This is a genomic window from Amycolatopsis sp. cmx-11-51, assembly GCF_047608665.1.
Classification (GTDB): Bacteria; Actinomycetota; Actinomycetes; order Mycobacteriales; family Pseudonocardiaceae; genus Amycolatopsis.
On the sequence record NZ_JADNQO010000012.1, the window covers coordinates 147,635 to 166,231 of the forward strand.

An 18,597-nucleotide genomic window follows, 5' to 3' on the forward strand; every position below is an offset into this window, starting at 1 on the left:
GTCAGATCCTGTTCTATAATCGAACAGCCAGTTCAACTATCGAAATGGATCGTATATGATGACTTCGGGCTCCCGCAAGGTTTCCAGCGCGTCCCAGACGCTCAGCCGGGGTATCCGCGTGCTCGAAGTCCTTGCTGACGCACAGGAAGCGCTCACCGTCGACCAGATCGCCGAACGGCTCGGCGTGCACCGGTCGATCGCGTACCGGCTCATCCGCACGCTCGAAGACCACGGGCTTCTCACCAGAGAGTCCGGCGGAAAGTTCGAACTCGGCACGCGACTGGCCGCGCTCGCGGCGGGGATCAAGCACGACCTGCAGGCCGCCGCGCTGCCCGAACTGACCGCGGTCGCGAACGAACTCGGCATGACGTGTTTCGTGGCGGTGATGGACCGCGAAGAGTGCGTGACCTTGGTCAGCGTGGAACCCCGGCACGCCGTCGCGTCCGTCGCGCAGCGCCCGGGGTCCAGGCATCCGTTCACCGCGGGCGCGCCCGGCCGCGCGATCCTTTCGCAGCTGCCGCCGGAGGACTGGCCGGAGGAAGTACGGGAAGTGGCCGCCCGCGGCTACGCGGACAGCCATGGCGAGGTGATCGAGAACCTCAGCGCGGTCGCGGTGCCGCTCCCCCTGCGCGGCCACAACCCCGCGGCGCTCGCGGTCGTCTACCTGTCCAGCACGCGAACCGCCGCCGAACTCGCGGAGCGGCTCAAGACGGCGGCGAAGGCCGTCCGTGACGCCCTCGGCGGATAAGCGTCACGGACGGGGTCACTTCGAGAATCGGAGCGGGCTCACCGCCTGCTCGGCTTCGTGGTCCGGGCCGAGTGGAATCCCCGACCTGTCACGCAGGAGCAAGGTGGCGATGAGGCCGATGACCGTCATCCCCGCCAGGTAGACGGCCACGGACAACGACGTGCCGGTCGCGCCGACCAGCGCGGTGGCGATCGTCGGCGCGAACGCGCCACCGAGGATCGCGCCGAGCGCGTAGGAGATCGAGACGCCGGAGAACCGGATCGACGCGGGGAACAGTTCCGCGTAGAACGCCGCCTGCTGGCCGTAGGTGAAGCCGAGCCCCACGCTGAGAATGATCAAACCCAGCGCCAGCAACATGACGTTCCCGGTGTCCACCAAGGGGAAGAGGACCGCGACGCCGGCGAGCTGGGCGATCCAGCCCACCACGTAGGTGCGCCGCCTGCCGATCCGGTCGGACACCGCGCCCGCTGCCCACGTCGAGATCAGCCAGGTCGCCGCCGACGCGGTGACCGCCCACAGCACCGGGCCGCGGTCGAGCCCGATCGGGCCCTTCGGGTTGGTCGCGTAGTTCTGGATGTAGCCGCCGGTGGTCATGTAGCCGACGGCGTTGTTGCCCGCGAACACCAGCGCGGCCACCAGGACGAGCACGGCGTGCTTGCGGAACAGCTGGACGATCGGGGTCCGGGTCCGCTCACGCCGCTGGGCGATCTCGCGGAAGACCGGGCTCTCCTCGACGCGGCGCCGGACGTAGTGGCCGACCAGGATCAGCCCGACGCTGAGCAGGAACGGGATCCGCCAGCCCCAGTCGAGGAACGCCTGGCCGGGCACGAGCAGGCTGGTCAGCGCCAAGACGCCGGACGCCAGCAGCAGACCGAGCGGGACGCCGATCTGCGGTGCGGCGCCGAAAAGTCCTCGGCGCCGGGCCGGCGCGTGCTCGACGGCCATCAGGACGGCGCCGCCCCATTCGCCACCCGCCGAGACACCCTGCAGGACCCGCAACAGGATCAGCAGCACCGGCGCGAGGACGCCGATCTGGTCGAACGTCGGGAGCACGCCGATCAGCGTGGTCGCGGCGCCCATCAGGATCAGCGTGAGCACCAGGACCACGCGACGGCCGTACTTGTCGCCGAAGTGCCCGGCGAGGAAGGCGCCGAGCGGACGGAACAGGAAACTCACGCCAACGGTGGCGAACGAGACGAGTGTGCTGTTCGCCCCGAGGCCGGAGAAGAACAACTTGCCGAACACCAGACCGGCGGCGGACGCGTAAACGAAGAAGTCGTACCACTCGACGGTGGTGCCGACGACGGTCGCGAACGCGACCCGGCGCCGGTCCGCGGACGGTCGCGCGGTTCGGCTGGGCATGCGCTCGTCCTGCGCTGGGTTCGACACGTGGACTCCTTTGTCGTCGGCCGCCTTGCCACTGTGGCACAGAATCATATACGTTATTAGATACGAAGCAAGGGTCGAGGAGTTCAGGAAACATGGACACTTACGAGGCAACGGCGCCATCAGGACGCGGTTCCGGTCCGCTGGGCACCCGGCCGGGCAAGATCATCGCCGTCCATCTCAGCTACGCGTCACGGGCCGAGCAGCGCGGGCGGCGCCCGGCGAACCCGTCGTACTTCTTCAAGCCGTCGAGCTCGGTCGGCACGTCCGGGGGCACGGTCGAACGCCCGGCCGGGACCGAACTGCTGGCCTTCGAGGGCGAGATCGCGCTGGTCATCGGCACCACGGCCCGGTGGGTCAAACCGGACAAGGCGTGGGAGCACGTCGCCGCGGTCACCGCCGCGAACGACTTCGGCCTCTACGACCTGCGCACCGCGGACAAGGGCTCCAACGTCCGGTCCAAGGGCGGTGACGGCTACACCCCACTCGGCCCCGGCCTCATCGACGCACGCGACGTCGACCCGTCAGCCCTGCGCGTGCGCACCTGGGTGAACGGCGACCTGGTACAGGAGGACACCACGGCCGGACTGCTGTTTCCGTTGCGGCAGTTCGTTTCCGACCTCTCCCAGCACTTCACGCTCGAACCCGGCGACGTCATCCTCACCGGCACCCCCGCCGGGTCCACGGTGGTCTCCCCCGGCGACGTCGTGGTGGTCGAAGTGGACGTTCCCGCCACGTCCGCCAGCAGCGGACGCCTCCACACCACCGTCACCCAGGGAATCCGGTCGTTCTCCGACATCGGCAGTCTCCCCGAGGTCGACGACAAGCAGCGCGCCGAAGCCTGGGGCACTCCCTCGGATGAGCCGCTGGAAGAAAGCCCCCTCGCTCTCAGCGACGAACTTCGCGCCAAACTGCTGCGCGCCCCGGTGGCGGGCCTCTCCGCCCAGCTGCGTAAACGCGGATTGAACAACGTCGCGATCGACGGTGTGCGCCCCAACCTGCCCGGCTCGAGGATCGTCGGCACGGCGAGGACTTTGCGCTTCGTCCCCAACCGCGAGGACCTCTTCAAGTCCCACGGCGGCGGCTTTAACGCGCAGAAGCGCCTGTTCGACTCGGTCGGCGCCGGTGAGGTGATCGTCATCGAGGCCAGGGGGGACAAGGGTTCCGGAACGCTCGGGGACATCCTGGCGTTGCGGGCACGGTATCTCGGCGCGGCCGGAGTGGTCACCGACGGCGGGGTCCGCGACTTCGACGCCGTCGCGGCGACCGGCCTCCCGGTGTTCTCGCAAGGCGCGCATCCGGCGGTCCTCGGCCGCAAACACGTGCCGTGGGACATCGATGTCGCGGTCGCGTGCGGCGGCGCGACCGTGCTGCCCGGCGACATCATCGTCGGCGACGACGACGGCGTGGTCGTCATCCCGCCGCACCTCGCCGAAGAGATCGCCGACGCGACGCTCGTCCAGGAGGACGAGGACGCCTGGATCGCCGAGCAGGTCGGCCAGGGCCGCGCGATCGAGGGGCTCTTCCCGCTGAACCCGTTGTGGCGGGAAAGGTATGAGGCATGGCAGAAGAAGCAGTGAAGACGAGCAGCAAATCCGAACTCGCCTACGAGTGGCTGCGTGAGCGGATCGCCCGGCACGAGTACGGACCCGGCTACCGGCTCGTCCTGGCCGAGATCGCCGGCGCGCTCGACATGAGCGTCGTCCCGGTGCGCGAGGCGATCCGGCGACTGGAGGCCGAACGGCTGGTGACCTTCGAGCGCAACGTCGGCGCCCGTGTGGCGATGGTGGACCAGAACGAATACGTCCACGCCATGCAGACCCTCGGCGTCGTCGAAGGCGTCGCCACCGCGCTGTCCGCGCCGCGACTGTCCGAACAGGACATCGCGAAGGCACGCCGGGTGAACGAGCGGATGATCGCCCTGCTAGACCACTTCGACGCGCACGAGTTCACCGCGCTGAACCAGCGGTTCCACTCGCTGCTGTTCGCCTGCTGCCCCAACCCGCAGATCCTCGACCTGGTGCATCAGGGCTGGACGCGGCTGTCCGGGCTGCGCGACTCCACGTTCGCGTTCGTCCCCGACCGGGCGCACCGGTCGGTCGAAGAGCACGAACAGATCCTCCGGCTGATCTCCGAGAAGGCCGCCCCGCTCGACATCGAATTCGCCGCGCGCAATCACCGCTGGGCCACCATGCAGGCCTTTTTGGACGCTCGAGAGCGCGCGAACCGCTGACTGAGGAGGAATCTTGACCACCACGACTCCCCGGCCCATCCCGGACGGTGTCCCGGAGCGGATCCGGCACTACATCGGCGGCGAGCACGTCGATTCGGCCGACGGCGCCGTCTTCGACGTGATCGACCCGGTGACCAACGAGGTCTACGTGCGGGCGGCCGCCGGCAAGAAGGCCGACATCGACCGCGCCGTCGCCGCCGCGCGGAAGGCGTTCACCGAGGGACCGTGGCCGACGCTGCTGCCGCGCGAGCGGTCCCGGGTGCTGAACCGCGTCGCCGATCTCGTCGAGTCGCGGGACAAGCGCCTGGCGGCGCTGGAGAGTTTCGACTCTGGCCTGCCGATCTCGCAGGCGCTGGGCCAGGCCCGCCGGGCCGCGGAGAACTTCCGGTTCTTCGCCGATCTGATCGTCGCGCAGGCCGACGACACCTACAAGGTGCCCGGCCGCCAGGTCAACTACGTCAACCGCAAGCCGATCGGCGTCGCCGGGCTGATCACGCCGTGGAACACGCCGTTCATGCTGGAGTCGTGGAAACTCGCCCCGGCACTGGCGACCGGAAACACCGTCGTGCTCAAGCCCGCCGAGTTCACCCCGCTTTCGGCGTCGCTGTGGGCGGAGATCTTCGAAGAGGCCGGGCTGCCGCCGGGTGTGTTCAACCTCGTCAACGGCTTCGGTGAGGACGCGGGTGACGCGCTGGTGAAGCACCCCGACGTCCCGCTGATCTCGTTCACCGGCGAGAGCGGCACCGGCAGCCTGATCTTCGGGAACGCGGCGCCGTTCCTCAAAGGGCTGTCGATGGAACTGGGCGGCAAATCACCCGCCATCGTCTTCGCCGACGCCGACCTGGAAACCGCGATCGACGCGACGATCTTCGGCGTGTTCTCGCTCAACGGCGAACGCTGCACCGCGGGCAGCCGGATCCTGGTCGAACGCGCGATCTACGACGAGTTCGTCGAGCGCTACGCCGCGCAGGCCAAGCGCGTGGTCGTGGGCGACCCGAGCGACCCGGCGACCGAGGTCGGCGCGCTCGTGCACCCCGAGCACTACGAAAAGGTCATGAAGTACATCGAGATCGGCAAGACCGAAGGCAGGCTCGTCGCCGGCGGCGGCCGCCCGGACGGCTTCCCGACCGGGAACTACGTGGCGCCGACGGTGTTCGCCGACGTCAAACCGGACGCCCGGATCTTCCAGGAGGAGATCTTCGGCCCGGTCGTCGCGATCACGCCGTTCGACAGTGAACAAGAAGCGCTCGCGCTGGCGAACAACACGAAGTACGGGCTCGCCGCGTACGTCTGGACCAACGACCTCAAGCGGGCGCACAACTTCGCACAGGCCGTCGAGGCCGGGATGGTGTGGCTCAACTCGAACAACGTCCGGGATCTGCGCACGCCCTTCGGCGGGGTGAAGGCGTCCGGGCTGGGGCACGAGGGTGGCTACCGCTCGATCGACTTCTACACCGACCAGCAGGCGGTGCACATCAATCTCGGCGAGGTGCACAACCCCGCCTTCGGCAAGCGCTGACCCGTTCCCCCGTCCACGAAGGATGCCGCAATGACCTCCATCCCCACGCCAACCGCGCCACCGCCGGACGTCCTGCGCTGTGCGTACATGGAACTCGTCGTCACCGATCTGGCACGGTCGCGCGCGTTCTACGCCGACGTCCTCGGCCTGACGGTGACCGAAGAGGACGAGACCACGGTCAGCCTCCGCACGATCGACGAGTTCATCCACCACAACCTCGTGCTGCGCCAGGGCCCGGTCGCCGCGGTCGCGGCGTTCTCCTACCGGGTCCGGTCACCGGAGGATCTGGACAAGGCCGTCGCGTTCTACACGGAGCTGGGCTGCCGGGTCGAACGCCGCGAGGACGGCTACACCAAGGGCATCGGCGACTCGGTGCGCGTACAGGATCCACTCGGCTTCCCGATCGAGTTCTTCCACGACGTCCAGCACGTCGAGCGCCTCGGCTGGCGCTACGACCTGCACATCCCGGGCGCGCTGGTCCGCCTCGACCACTTCAACCAGGTCACCCCGGACGTGCCGCGTGCGGTGAAGCACATGGAAGACCTCAACTTCCGTGTCACCGAGGACATCCAGGACGACCAGGGCATCACCTACGCGGCGTGGATGCGCCGCAAGCCGACCGTGCACGACACCGCGATGACCGGCGGCGACGGGCCGCGCATGCACCACGTCGCGTTCGCCACACACGAGAAGCACAACATCCTGTCCATCTGCGACAAACTCGGCTCGCTGCGGATGTCGGACCACATCGAACGCGGCCCCGGCAGGCATGGCGTCTCGAACGCGTTCTACCTCTACCTGCGTGACCCGGACGGGCACCGTGTCGAGATCTACACGCAGGACTACTACACCGGTGACCCGGACAACCCGGTCGTCACCTGGGACGTGCACGACAACCAGCGCCGCGACTGGTGGGGCACGCCGGTGGTCCCGTCCTGGTACACCGACGCGTCGCTGGTGCTCGACCTCGACGGCAAGCCGCAGCCGGTGGTCGCGAGGACCGACGAAAGCGAACTGGAAGTCACGATCGGCGCCGACGGCTTCTCCTACACCCGCAAGGGCGAGGACGAAGGCGAACTGCCGGCGTGGAAACAGGGCGAGTACAAACTCGGCAACCAGCTCTGAGGCGGGAACATGCTCGAACAGGAAACAATCAGCGCGATCGCCGACGAACTGGCGGCCGCGGAGGAAGCCCGTGAGACGATCCCGTTGCTGACGGCGCGCTACCCGGGCATGACCGTCGAGGACTCCTACGCCGTACAGAACGAATGGCGGCGCCGGGGCATCGCGGCGGGGCGTCGTCCGGTCGGCCGTAAGATCGGGCTCACCTCGAAGGTCATGCAAGCCGCCACCGGGATCACCGAACCCGACTACGGCGCCATCTTCGCGGACATGGTGTTCGAGAACGGCTCCGTGATCGAGCACAGCCAATTCTCGAACGTGCGCATCGAGGTCGAGCTGGCCTTCGTGCTCCGCGACTCGCTCACCGGCCCGGACGCCACTGTGTTCGACGTGCTGCGGGCGACCGAGTACGTCGTGCCCGCGCTGGAGATCCTGTCCTCGCGCATCGAGATGGCGGGTCGGACCATCGTGGACACGATCAGCGACAACGCGGCCATGGGTGGGATGGTCTACGGCGGCAACCCGGTCGCCGTGGACGCCGTCGACCTCCGCTGGGTCTCGGCGCTGTTGTACCGCAACGAGACCATCGAGGAATCCGGCGTCGCCGCCGCGGTGTTGAACCATCCCGCGAACGGTGTCGCCTGGCTCGCGAACAAACTCGCGCAGCACGGCGACAGACTCGATCCGGGCGACATCGTGCTGGCCGGATCGTTCACCCGGCCGATGTGGGTGCACCCCGGCGACACCGTGACCGCCGACTACCGGGACCTGGGGGCGATCACATGCCGCTTCGTCTAGAGCCCACGTTCCGGGAGCGGCTGGCCGAAGCCACGCGGCCGCAGATCGGCATGTGGGTCACGTCGGGAAGCCCTGTCGTCACGGAGATCTGCGCGGGCTCCGGGCTCGACTGGCTACTCGTCGACACCGAGCACTCCCCCGCCGGGCTGGAGACGGTGCAATCGTTGCTGCAGACGATCGCCGCGTATCCGATCACGCCGGTGGTCCGTGCCCCGTCCGGCGATGCGGTCGCGCTGAAGCGTCTGCTCGACCTCGGGGCGCAGAACCTGCTGGTGCCGATGGTCGACAGCGCTGAGGAGGCAGCGGATGTCGTGCGCGCCGTCCGCTATCCGCCGCGAGGCGTGCGCGGTGTCGGCAGCGCCCTCTCCCGGTCCGCGCGCTGGAACCGGGTCGAGGGCTACCTCACGAAGGCCGACGAGTACACATCGCTGTTCGTCCAGATCGAGTCGACAGCGGGTGTCGCGGCCGCCGGCGAGATCGCCGCTGTCGACGGCGTCGACGGTGTGTTCGTCGGGCCATCCGATCTGGCCGCCTCGATGGGCCTGCTCGGACAGCAAACGCACGCCGACGTCACCGCGGCCGTCCTCGGCACGTTCGAGGCCGTCCGGGCACAGGGGAAACCGGTGGGGGTCAACGCTTTCGACCCCGCGCAGGCGCAGCGTTATCTCGACGCAGGTGCTTCGTTCGTGCTGGTCGGCGCGGATGTCACCTTGCTGGCCCAGGGTTCGGAGGCGCTGGCGCGGCGGCATTCGGTTTGAGGTCGGCGGAATCCACCGGCTCAACCACCCTCGAACTCCCCGGAAGCCGAAAAGCGGCGACGACACCACCGACGGCGACAAGACCGATGAACCCGAAAACCACGCCGAAAGCCAACGTAGGACTGAAGCCGAAACCCGCCAGAACCGCGCCGGTCACCGCCACGCCCGCCACCGCGCCCACCTGCCTCACCGTGGTGAACAAGCCCGAGGCACCACCCGCTGCGCCCGGGTCCACGGACGCCATCGCGATGGCGGACAGCGGTGACCAGGCCATCGCGTTGGCTGCCCCCAGAAGCACCGCCCCTGCCGTGATCCACCAAGGATTCAGTTCCAGCACGACCACGAGACCTATCTGCAGCAAGCTCACCGCGAGCAGGCTCATGCCGAGGATCGCCGGCCGGCGCCCTCCCACCCTGTCGACCCACCGGCCGCACGGCGGCGACAACAGGATCGCCACGACGGCGTCCGGTGCCAGGACCATCGCCGCTTCGATCGGTCCGAAGCCGCGCACTTCTTGGATGTAGAGCATGGTGGGCAGTGCCATCGCGAGGACCGTCGCGCCGAGGGACGCCATCGCGAGGCTCGCCGACAAGTATCCGGATGAGCGATAGAGATGCAGTGGCGCGAGCGCGTCCGGTCCTTCGCCGCGTTCTCGTAAATAGAAACAAACGAGCAGTGCGACGGCGATGGCGGTCGCCGGCAGCGAAAGAGTGTTCCAGGACAGCAAGGCCCACACCAGAAGGCTCAGCCCCACCGTGCTCAACGCGGCACCGAGGAGGTCGAACCGCGCGACGCCTCCCTTACTGCCCGGGATCAGGCGGATCCCCATCACGGCGGCGACCAGGCAGAGCGGCACGTTGACCCAGAAGATCCAGCGCCAATCCAGGCTCGCGGTCAGCAGGCCGCCCAGGATGGGCCCGAGCAACGTGGCGGCGGCCGCGACCGAACCCCAGATGCCGAAGGCACGGCCACGTTCGTCGTCGGCGAACAGCCGTCGGATCAACGTGAGCGGTTGTGGGGACATCGCGGCGGCCACCAAGCCTTGCAGGACTCTGAAGGCGATGAGCCATCCGATCGAAGGCGCGAGCCCGCACAGCGCGGAGGTGACGGCGAAGCCTCCCATGCCGAAGAGGTAGACGCGCTTCGGATCGAAAAGGTCGCCGAGCCGGCCCGCGACTAGCAAGGGAACCGAGAACGCCAGCAGATAGCCCGCTGTCACCCAGAACAGACCGGCGACGTCCCCGCCCAGATCGGCTTGGATGCTGGGGCTCGCGACGGCGACGATGGTCGTATCCAGCAGGAGTACGAAAAATCCCGCGAGCAGGGCCGCCAGCCCGCCCCACCGCGACGGAAGAAGCACACCGATCACGATAGGGCCACGGAACCCGGTCGTCGTAAAGGGGTCGGCGCGATATACGTTCACCGGGCGAAATAGCGATCGCGATCGGAACGGACGCGGTTTAGGGTCCAGCTCATGACCGCTCTTCCACGCGGTGGCCGCCCCGCCGAGGCCCTGGCGGCCATCGAAGTGAGCATCGAGGATCGCTGGCGGCAGTTCCTCGCGGAATACGGTGCCACCTCCGGTACGAAGGAGGAGATCGACCTCGCCGAAATGGTCGTCGCCGACACGTCCGCGTTCGCCTGGCGGGTGGTCGACGCCGCACTGAGCCGGTTGCGGTGCGCCGTATGCGGCGACGAACTCGGTGCGGGTCCCACCGGCTGCGGGAAATGCGACCACGCGAACGGTTTCCGGTTCGCGGCCAGCGAGATCGACAGGCACGCGACACCGCCGGGCACCGAGCACGGGCTTCGGGTCGCCACCGCTGTCGCCCGCACCCGGCACCGCTACGGAACGCGGGCCCGCTGCGGCTTCGAACTCGGACTTCCCGACCTGCTCGAAGGCAAGCTGCCCAGCACTGCACAGGCGCAGGCATACCGGGCGGCGATCGACAAGCTCACCGAAGAGGATTGCGAACGCGTGACCTCCTTCGAGGAGGTCCTCGCTAGACGCTCCTGAACACGATAGCCGCGCCAAGTGCCTCGGCCGACGGAACGAACGGTGCGCCGTCAGCGGTCCTGCCAAGTGAGAACCCCTTCCCTCGTAAGAACTCCTCAGTGGCGAAGACGTCACGGACGCCGACGGCGCAGGCGACCATGGCCGGCAGCAACTCTTCCAACCGGGAGGCCGGAACCAGGGTCAGCCGCCCGGCCTCGAGGTCGAAGGCCCACGCGGGCCCATCCGAACGGACCAGCAGGCCGAAATAGCGCTCGTAGCGCGCCACGACCGTCGTGAGTTCGTCGTCGGCAACGCACAGCACAGCCTCTACCAGGGCGATCGCCCCGTTGGGATGCTCCGAAGACCGGGCACCCTGTATCTCGCCGTCGAGGTCCGCGACCACGCCGACCCGGCCTTCCTCCACCGAACCATGGCGCATCCCGACGCCATCGATCTCCAGGTACCGGACCGTTTCGGCCACGGTGCCCGCCTCGGTCTCGACCGGGCGCCGTACCGTGTTCACACCTCCGTGCCCGACTTCGGACGCGGTCAGCCGCGTCGCGACGGCGTCGATGTCGGGGGACGAGAACATCAGGATGTGGAGGCCCTCGAAGCGATCCAGGCAGGCCGCCAGGTTCGCGCTCGTCGTGGCGATCCGCTCGACGAGGAGTGGCAGCCCTTCGGGCGGAGCCGTCAGCGCGAAGACGTTCGCGTCAGGCGGCAGGGCATCGCCCTCGCGTACCGGCGTCGCGAGTTCGAGAAACCCGTCCGCGAAGTCGGCGTGCGTGTTCGCCGCGCCGAACGGTTCCGGTTCGCCGTCTTCCCCGCGGGCCATGGCCGGATAACTGGGTGGCGCCACCACGAATCCCAGTCGCCGGTAGCGCTCCAGCGCGGACGGCAGGTCGCCGACGACGTGGCCGACATGGTGCAGACGTGCGATGTCGCTTCCCATGCCGGCCAGCCTAAAGGCGTCGAGGCTCAGTAGTCGTCGCGTCCGGTGAACTGCTGCTCCAGAAGCTCCGCCGAGCCCGCGACGAGTTCGAGCGGATCGGTGAACTCGTTGATGTCGAGGTTCACCAGCGGCAGGGAATGGCGCAGCACCAGGTGTTCGCCCATCACCACCAGTCCTCCGACGACGATCGTGCTGCCGATCTCGGTCAGCACGGTCGCCAGGTCGACCTCGTCGATGCGCGCGAACGGCGTCGCGATCTGCACCCAGTCCTCGCGGCGGTCGAAGATCTCCCGCGCGATGACCACGGTCTGGGCCCGCTCTTCGTAATCATCGTCGCCATAGGACAACCGAATGCGAATTTCGTCCGGTTCGTCCTTTATTACCCGATATCCTTGTCGTACGAACGCGACCAGATCGGCCCATTCCGCCATGAATTCAGTCTCCCTCGCAGTCGAAGATCAAGACTAGCGACTACGAAAGCGAAGAGACCGGGCTCAGCCCGACATCACCCGGACAGCGGCCGAGTACCGGATCGAATTCAGCTCGAAGCGCGCCGGGTGAGGGAGACCGGCAAGATCCGTTGGCGTGGCTTGAGTTCTTGATCGTCCATCAAGGCGAGCAGGGTCTCCACCATCGCGTGGACCTGCTCCCGCGGGTCCTGATGCACCGAGGTCAGCGGCGGATCCATCTCCGGCGCGAGGGTCGCGTTGTCGTCGAAGCTGACGACCGCGACGTCGGCGGGGATCCGGCGTCCGGCGGCGTGCAGGGTCCGGAGTGCGCCAAGGGCCATCATGTCGCTGGCCACGAAGACGGCGTCGAGGTCGGGGCGCCGCGCGAGCAGGTTCGACATCGCCTTCGCCCCGCCGGTGAGCGTGAAGTCACCTTCCTCAACCAGGTCCGCCGGGTCGAGTCCGGCGTCGAGCAGGGTCTTGCGCCACCCGGAAAGCCGGTCGATGGCCGCGCTCTGATCCTGCGGTCCGGCGATCGTGGCGATCCGGCGGTGCCCCGCCTCGATCAGATGCGCGACAGCCAGCTTCGCGCCGCCCTCGTTGTCGAAGTCGACGACATGGACGCCGCGTTTGAGCCCGGCAGCCTGCCCGCCGTACACCACCGGCATCCGGAGTTGCCGCAACGCCTTCGGTAGCGGGTCGGTCCGGTGCGGGGCGAACACCAGCACGCCGTCGACGTGCCCGCCGTCCAGGAACCGCACCGTGCGGTCGAGGTCCTCGCGGGTGTCGCTGAAGATCAAGACCATCTGGCAGCCGATGTCGGCCAGTTCGCGATAGCCCGCTCGCATGACGGCGGTGCGGTACGGGTCGTCGAGCAGTCGAGCCTCCGGCTCCGACAGGACGACCGCGACCGCGCCGGTCCGCCTGGTCACCAGCGACCGGGCCGCCTGATTCGGGGAGTAACCTAGCTCGCGAGCCGCGGCCTGTACCTTCTCGCGGGAACGCGCGCTGACGTAGCCATCGTCGTTCAGCGCCCTGGACGCCGTCGACCGGCTCACCCCGGCGGAAGCAGCGACGTCTTCCAGTGTCGGCCGGCCGTCATCCCCTGGTCGAGGCCCCACCCGCGTCACCTTCACCCTTCAGCACCGTCCGGACGCCACCAGCTTAGTGTCCGGCTGCCGGGCACACTGAGAGCGCTCCCCTGATGGAAACGCTCTCAGTACGAGCCCTTGACACAGCCGTACCTTGGCGACAAACTCGGCGCATCCTGGGAGCGCTCCCATTTTCTTCCCATCGGCAAGGGACTAGACACGTGAAAAGCATCCGGAACGGCCTGGTGCTGGCACTGGGTATCACGATGACGGCGTTCGGCGTGGCAGCGTGCGGAGGTGACGGCGGCGGGACGCCTGCGGCGCCGGACCCGAACGCGAAGGTCGACCTGACACTCGCGACGTTCACCGAGTTCGGCTACGAGGAGCTGATTCCCGAGTACGAGCGGCTGCACCCGAACATCAAGATCACCCACCGCAAGACCGGCCAGGGCGGGCCTTACCACCAGGACCTGATCACGAAGCTGGCGGCTGGGTCGGGCCTCGCCGACGTCACCGCGGTCGAAGAGGGGCACCTGTCGAACGTCCTCGACAAGGGCTCGAAGTTCAACGACCTGCCCAAGATCGGCCCCGCGGACGCCTCCCCCGGCCGGTGGCTCGGCTGGAAGTACGACGCGGCGAAGACCAAGGACGGCAAGGTCATCGGCTACGGAACGGACATCGGACCGCTGGCCATGTGCTACCGCAAGGACCTGCTGGAGGCGGCGGGCCTGCCGACGGATCCCGAAGGGGTCAAACCGCTGTTCGCGACCTGGGACAGCTACTTCGCGGCGGGCGACCAGTACGTCTCCAAGAGCGGCGGCAAGGCCTGGTTCGACTCCGCGGCGCAGAACTTCAACGCCATGGTCAACCAGCTCCCCGCCGGCTACATCGGCGGTGACGACAAGCTGGCCCTGGAATCCAACCAGGGCATCAAGGACGCCTGGACCAAGGTCACCGGCGCTGTCGCGAAAGGACAGTCGGCCAAACTCACCGCGTTCAGCAACGAGTGGAACTCCGGGTTCAAGCAGGGCGCGTTCGCCACGAAGGTGTGCCCCGCGTGGATGCTCGGCGTGATCGAGGAGCACTCCGGCCGGGAGAACGCAGGCAAGTGGGCGGTCACCGCCGCGTTCCCCGGCGGTGGCGGCAACTGGGGTGGTTCGTACCTGACCGTGCCCACGCAGTCGAAGCACCCGAAGGAGGCCGCCGAACTGGCCGCCTGGCTGACCGCGCCCGAACAGCAGATCAAGGCGTTCCAGGCGAAGGGCACCTTCCCCAGCCAGGTCAAGGCGCTGGAGGACCCGGCGCTGCTGGGCGAGACCGACGCCTACTTCGGCGGCGCCGAAATCGGCCGGTTGTTCGCCGAACAGGCGAAGAAGGTCGCCAAACCGCAGTACAAGGGCCCGGGTGACGGCCAGATCCAGGAGAACGCGTCGAGCCCGGCGCTGCAGGCCGTCGAGCAGGGCAAGTCGGCGGACGAGGGCTGGACGCAACTGCTGGACACCGCGAAGAAGATCACGCGCTGACCCATGACCGTCGTCGACAAGATCGCGCCGGAAGGGAGCGAGGCCGGGGTGCGCACGTCGCCCCGGCCCACCCTCCGGCATCGGCTGAGCCGGTGGGACGTCAAGGTCTCGCCGTACCTCTACATCGCCCCGTTCTTCCTCGTGTTCGGGATCGTCGGGTTGTTCCCGCTGCTCTACACGGCGTACGTGTCGCTGTTCAGCTGGGAGGCCGGCGACGACGCTCCGGACTTCATCGGGCTCGACAACTTCGAGGAGCTGTTCGCCGACACGCAGTTCTGGAACGCGCTCGAGAACACCGTCAGCATCTTCCTGCTCTCCAGCGTTCCCCAGCTGATCATCGCGGTACTCCTGGCGGCGCTGCTCAGCGCCCGGCTGCGCGAGGCTACCGGATGGCGCGTCGGCGTGCTGCTCCCCTACGCCGCCAGCCTGGTGGCGCTGGGGATCATCTTCGCGAACCTGTTCGGACCGAAGTACGGCCTGGTCAACGGCCTGTTGCAGACCATCGGGCTGGATCCGGTCGACTGGCAGGCGAGCCGGTTCAGCAGCCATGTCGCGATCGCGATCATGGTGAACTGGCGCTGGACCGGGTACAACGCGCTGATCGTGCTGGCGGCCATGCAGGCCATCCCGAAGGAACTGCACGAGGCAGCCCTCATCGACGGCGCGGGCGCGGCACGCCGGTTCTTCAGCATCACGCTGCCGCTGCTGAAGCCGACGCTGATCTTCGTCACGATCACCTCGACGATCGGCGGGCTGCAGATCTTCACCGAACCCAAGCTGTTCGACGCCATGCCCGGGTCGAACAACGGCGGCTCGTCCAACCAGTTCCAGACCGTGACGCTGTACCTGTACCAAACGGCCTTCGAGAACTACGAACTCGGCTACGCGTCGGCCATCGCGTGGGTGCTGTTCCTGATCATCGTGCTGATCGCGCTGGTGAACTTCTTCCTCACCGGCAGGCTCGCGCGGACCCCGGCGGTGAAGAAATGACCAAGCCACGCCGGTCCACCTACCTCGTGCTCACGATCTTCGTACTGGGCTCGCTCTTCCCGTTTTATTGGTCGTTCCTGGTGGCGAGCCGGGACAGCGGGATGCTCACCGAGCGGGTTCCGCCCTTCCTGCCCGGCGGGAACTTCTTCGCCAACGCGGCCAGGGTGTTCGACACGGTGCCGTTCTGGAAGGCGCTCGCGAACAGCCTGATCGTGTCGGGCACGGTCACCCTCACCACCGTGCTGTTCTCGGCGCTGGCCGGGTTCGCGTTCGCCAAACTGCGGTTCCGCGGCCGGAACGGGCTGTTCGTGTTCATCGTCATCACCCTCGCCGTTCCGACCCAGCTCGGCATCATCCCGTTGTTCATGGCGATGTCGGAGTTCGGCTGGGCGGGCGGGCTGCAGTCGGTGATCGTGCCCAACCTGGTGACCGCGTTCGGCGTGTTCTGGATGCGTCAGTACACGGTGGACGCGGTGCCGTACGAACTGATCGAGGCGGCGAGGGTCGACGGCTGCAGCATGATCCGGATCTTCTGGAACGTCTGCCTGCCCGCGGTCCGCCCGGCGGCGGCGATCCTCGCGATGTTCACGTTCATGACGTCGTGGAACGACTTCCTCTGGCCGCTCGTCGTGCTGGATGCCGGTAATCCCACCGTCCAGCTGGCACTGGAGAAGCTGCAAAGCGGCTACTACGTCGACTACTCGCTGGTGCTGGCCGGAACGACACTGGCCACCATCCCGATCCTCATCGTCTTCCTCCTCCTCGGCCGCCAGATCGTGGCCGGGATCATGCAAGGTGCCGTGAAAGGGTGACCATGTCCGCTCAACCCGACAGTGTCCGGGCGAAGACCGCGCTGCTGTTCCCGCCCGGATTCGTGTGGGGCGCCGCCACCGCGGCCTTCCAGGTCGAAGGGGCCACCGCGGCCGACGGCCGGACCGACTCGATCTGGGACGTCTTCGCCCGCCGTCCCGGCGCCGTCGTCGGCGGCGACACCGGCGAACCGGGCGCCGATCACTACCGGCGCTATGCCGAAGACGTCGACCTGATGCGACGGCTGGGGCTCGGCGCGTACCGGTTCTCCCTGTCGTGGCCGCGGATCCGGCCCGGCGGCGGCGCGCCGAATCCGCGAGGACTCGCGTTCTACGACCGGCTCGTCGACAAGCTCCTCGAAGCCGGAATCCAGCCCTGGGCGACGCTGTATCACTGGGATCTCCCCCAGTCGCTGGAAGACGAAGGCGGCTGGGCTTCGCGCGACACGGCGTTCCGGTTCGCCGAATACGCCGAAACTATCGTGGCGCGACTCGGCGACCGGGTGATGAACTGGTCGACCCTGAACGAGCCGTGGTGTGCCGCGATGCTGGGATACGCGGGCGGGATCCACGCTCCCGGCCGCCGGGAACCCCGCGCCGCCACCGCGGCCGCGCACCATCTCCTGCTGGGGCACGGGCTCGCGATGGACGTCCTGCGGCGGCACGCCCCGGCGGCGTCCTCCGGCGTGACCCTGAACCTGTACCCGGTCACCGCCGCCGATCCTTCGTCCACTGTGGACGCCGAGGCGACGCGCCGGATCGACGGGCTGCAGAACCGGCTCTTCCTCGACCCGGTACTGCGCGGCTCCTACCCCGCCGATCTCGTGGCCGACCTGGCTCCGCTCGGTTTCGAAGAACTCGTCCGGGACGGCGACCTCGCCACGATCGCCGCCCCGGTCGACTGGCTTGGCATCAACTACTACCGCGGTTACCAGGTCGCCGGTACCCCGCGGCCCGGCAGCGAACCGGCGGGGCCCGACTGGCTCGGCGTCCCCGACGTCCACTTCGTACCCGACGAGACGGCCCCGCGCACCGACTCCGGCTGGGAGGTGCAGCCGTCGCGGCTCACCGAGTGCCTGGTGCGAGTCCATCGCGAGTATCGGCCGATCCCGCTGTACATCACGGAAAACGGCGCGTCCTATCCGGACGCCATGATCGGCGGGGATATCGCGGACACCGACCGGATCGCCTTCCTCGACTCGCATCTACGTGCCGCGTACGAGGCGATCGAGGCGGGTGTCGACCTGCGCGGGTACTTCTACTGGTCACTCTTCGACAACTTCGAGTGGGCCGAGGGGTACGCCAAGCGGTTCGGTCTCGTGCACGTCGACTACGCGACCCAGCGACGGACGCCGAAGCGGAGCGCGCTCTGGTACGCCCGGGCGATCAGCCTGAACGGGCTGAGCTGACGACGATCTTACGGCGTGGAAGTCGTTGACGCAGCCGGATACGTCGGCGACGGAAGATCAGTTGTCGGGGCGTTACCACTCACCACGGACCCGTTCGCCAGCGTGACGTGTCACTGAGCGTGTAGATGTCGCGGCCACCGGCGCAGGTGGCGTTGCCACCGGCGCAGGTGGCGTTGCCGGTGATCGAGCTGCCGGCGATCATCAGCCCCACCCGCCCGGAACTGGAGGAGGCGAGACCACCGCCACCGCCGCGACCGGCACCGGTGGTGGCGGTCGCGGCGCTACCAGGAACCGTCGAGCCGGTGGTGTTGCCGACGATGACGCTGTCGATGATGCCCAACGGGCCCCAGTTCCTCTCGCCATCGGCGTTGGTACCGGCACCGTCACGAGTGTGACCGCCGGTGATCGTGACTTCGTCGAGTGTCAAATTGCCCCAAGTGGAGATGATCCGGAACCGGGGCGCACCCTCCGCGCGGGTGATGGTGGCGAGATTTCCTCTGACAGTGAGCTTTCCCTCGGTGGAGGGCAGCGCGGCCGGATCACAAGAAGACGGTGATTTCAGCGGCGCGCGCCGGTGGTGCGACCACGGTGAATGTCCCCAGTGCGGCTACCACGGTCACGACTCGTCTTCGGGATCCAGCGCCCGGCACCATGAAGAAACATCAGAAGTCACCCCCGCGCCCTCAAATGATATGCGCTCATCGGAAACCATTGCGGTTCAACGAAGAGGAGTTAAACCGTTCGCAGTACGTTCCGATGCGAACTCGGGCGACTCGCACCTGAGTACGGCAAACTTCGGCGGGTCTTGTTATGG

18 protein-coding genes are annotated in these 18,597 nt (G+C 67.9%); 12 read left to right on the forward strand and 6 right to left on the reverse strand.

Annotated features, from left to right (window positions below; translation table 11 throughout):
* Positions 1–58: 58 nt before the first annotated feature.
* Positions 59–748 carry an IclR family transcriptional regulator gene (locus tag ACM6LU_RS30740; RefSeq protein ID WP_414941306.1) on the forward strand — a complete coding sequence of 230 codons (690 nt, stop codon included), beginning with the start codon at positions 59–61 and terminating at the stop codon, positions 746–748.
* A 15-nt stretch (positions 749–763) separates the two neighbouring features.
* Here the strand turns inward: ACM6LU_RS30740 and ACM6LU_RS30745 are convergent, their stop codons facing one another.
* The gene (locus tag ACM6LU_RS30745; RefSeq protein ID WP_414941307.1) at positions 764–2,137 is read right to left on the reverse strand and encodes an MFS transporter; all 1,374 of its coding nucleotides are present in this window, start codon (positions 2,135–2,137) and stop codon (positions 764–766) included.
* Positions 2,138–2,229: 92 nt separating this feature from the next.
* Between ACM6LU_RS30745 and ACM6LU_RS30750 the strand changes: the two genes are divergently transcribed.
* From ACM6LU_RS30750 to ACM6LU_RS30775, 6 genes are read left to right on the forward strand one after another with little or no spacing between them, the layout of a single operon-like run.
* A complete protein-coding gene (locus ACM6LU_RS30750) occupies positions 2,230–3,714 on the forward strand; it encodes a fumarylacetoacetate hydrolase family protein (RefSeq protein ID WP_414941308.1) in 1,485 nt (494 codons plus the stop codon).
* Positions 3,696–4,367: a GntR family transcriptional regulator gene (locus ACM6LU_RS30755; RefSeq protein ID WP_414941309.1), complete on the forward strand. Its 672-nt coding sequence runs from the start codon at positions 3,696–3,698 to the stop codon at positions 4,365–4,367. The genes ACM6LU_RS30750 and ACM6LU_RS30755 overlap by 19 nt, the downstream gene beginning before the upstream one ends.
* 13 nt (positions 4,368–4,380) lie before the next feature.
* Positions 4,381–5,886: a 5-carboxymethyl-2-hydroxymuconate semialdehyde dehydrogenase gene (gene hpaE, locus ACM6LU_RS30760; RefSeq protein ID WP_414941310.1), complete on the forward strand. Its 1,506-nt coding sequence runs from the start codon at positions 4,381–4,383 to the stop codon at positions 5,884–5,886.
* 30 nt (positions 5,887–5,916) lie between these two features.
* Entirely contained in the window at positions 5,917–7,011 is a 1,095-nt protein-coding gene (hpaD, locus tag ACM6LU_RS30765) for a 3,4-dihydroxyphenylacetate 2,3-dioxygenase (RefSeq protein WP_414941311.1), read from the forward strand.
* A 9-nt stretch (positions 7,012–7,020) separates the two neighbouring features.
* The gene (hpaH, locus tag ACM6LU_RS30770) at positions 7,021–7,806 is read left to right on the forward strand and encodes a 2-oxo-hept-4-ene-1,7-dioate hydratase (RefSeq protein WP_414941312.1); all 786 of its coding nucleotides are present in this window, start codon (positions 7,021–7,023) and stop codon (positions 7,804–7,806) included.
* Positions 7,791–8,564 (forward strand): HpcH/HpaI aldolase family protein, encoded by a 774-nt coding sequence (locus ACM6LU_RS30775; protein WP_414941313.1) that lies wholly within the window; start codon positions 7,791–7,793, stop codon positions 8,562–8,564. Before hpaH ends, ACM6LU_RS30775 begins: the two co-directional genes overlap by 16 nt.
* Here the strand turns inward: ACM6LU_RS30775 and ACM6LU_RS30780 are convergent.
* On the reverse strand, positions 8,512–9,924 hold the full coding sequence (locus ACM6LU_RS30780) for an MFS transporter (RefSeq protein WP_414941314.1): 1,413 nt from the start codon (positions 9,922–9,924) through the stop codon (positions 8,512–8,514). The two genes, ACM6LU_RS30775 and ACM6LU_RS30780, sit on opposite strands and share 53 nt — an antisense overlap.
* Before the next feature lie 114 nt (positions 9,925–10,038).
* Between ACM6LU_RS30780 and ACM6LU_RS30785 the strand changes: the two genes are divergently transcribed.
* Entirely contained in the window at positions 10,039–10,581 is a 543-nt protein-coding gene (locus tag ACM6LU_RS30785; RefSeq protein ID WP_414941315.1) for a hypothetical protein, read from the forward strand.
* Here the strand turns inward: ACM6LU_RS30785 and ACM6LU_RS30790 are convergent.
* The 3 genes from ACM6LU_RS30790 to ACM6LU_RS30800 form a co-directional block, all read right to left on the reverse strand.
* A complete protein-coding gene (locus tag ACM6LU_RS30790; protein ID WP_414941316.1) occupies positions 10,568–11,512 on the reverse strand; it encodes a VOC family protein in 945 nt (314 codons plus the stop codon). The genes ACM6LU_RS30785 and ACM6LU_RS30790 overlap by 14 nt on opposite strands.
* Positions 11,513–11,538: 26 nt before the next feature.
* Positions 11,539–11,943, reverse strand: a complete 405-nt coding sequence (locus tag ACM6LU_RS30795; protein ID WP_414941317.1) for a hypothetical protein — start codon at positions 11,941–11,943, stop codon at positions 11,539–11,541.
* A 107-nt stretch (positions 11,944–12,050) separates the two neighbouring features.
* Positions 12,051–13,097, reverse strand: coding sequence for a LacI family DNA-binding transcriptional regulator (locus ACM6LU_RS30800; protein WP_414941318.1), 1,047 nt, complete (start codon positions 13,095–13,097; stop codon positions 12,051–12,053).
* Positions 13,098–13,273: 176 nt separating this feature from the next.
* Here ACM6LU_RS30800 and ACM6LU_RS30805 point away from each other — a divergent pair, with 176 nt between their 5' ends.
* The 4 genes from ACM6LU_RS30805 to ACM6LU_RS30820 are packed head-to-tail and all read left to right on the forward strand — an operon-like array spanning position 13,274 to position 17,783.
* Positions 13,274–14,575 carry an ABC transporter substrate-binding protein gene (locus ACM6LU_RS30805; protein ID WP_414941319.1) on the forward strand — a complete coding sequence of 434 codons (1,302 nt, stop codon included), beginning with the start codon at positions 13,274–13,276 and terminating at the stop codon, positions 14,573–14,575.
* A gap of 3 nt (positions 14,576–14,578) precedes the next feature.
* Positions 14,579–15,565, forward strand: coding sequence for a carbohydrate ABC transporter permease (locus tag ACM6LU_RS30810; protein WP_414941320.1), 987 nt, complete (start codon positions 14,579–14,581; stop codon positions 15,563–15,565).
* Complete coding sequence (locus ACM6LU_RS30815; protein ID WP_414941321.1) at positions 15,562–16,377, forward strand: carbohydrate ABC transporter permease; 816 nt, start codon at positions 15,562–15,564, stop codon at positions 16,375–16,377. Before ACM6LU_RS30810 ends, ACM6LU_RS30815 begins: the two co-directional genes overlap by 4 nt.
* A 2-nt stretch (positions 16,378–16,379) precedes the next feature.
* A complete protein-coding gene (locus tag ACM6LU_RS30820; RefSeq protein ID WP_414941322.1) occupies positions 16,380–17,783 on the forward strand; it encodes a GH1 family beta-glucosidase in 1,404 nt (467 codons plus the stop codon).
* 79 nt (positions 17,784–17,862) lie between these two features.
* Here the strand turns inward: ACM6LU_RS30820 and ACM6LU_RS30825 are convergent, their stop codons facing one another.
* A complete protein-coding gene (locus ACM6LU_RS30825; protein ID WP_414941323.1) occupies positions 17,863–18,210 on the reverse strand; it encodes a hypothetical protein in 348 nt (115 codons plus the stop codon).
* Positions 18,211–18,597: the final 387 nt, after the last annotated feature.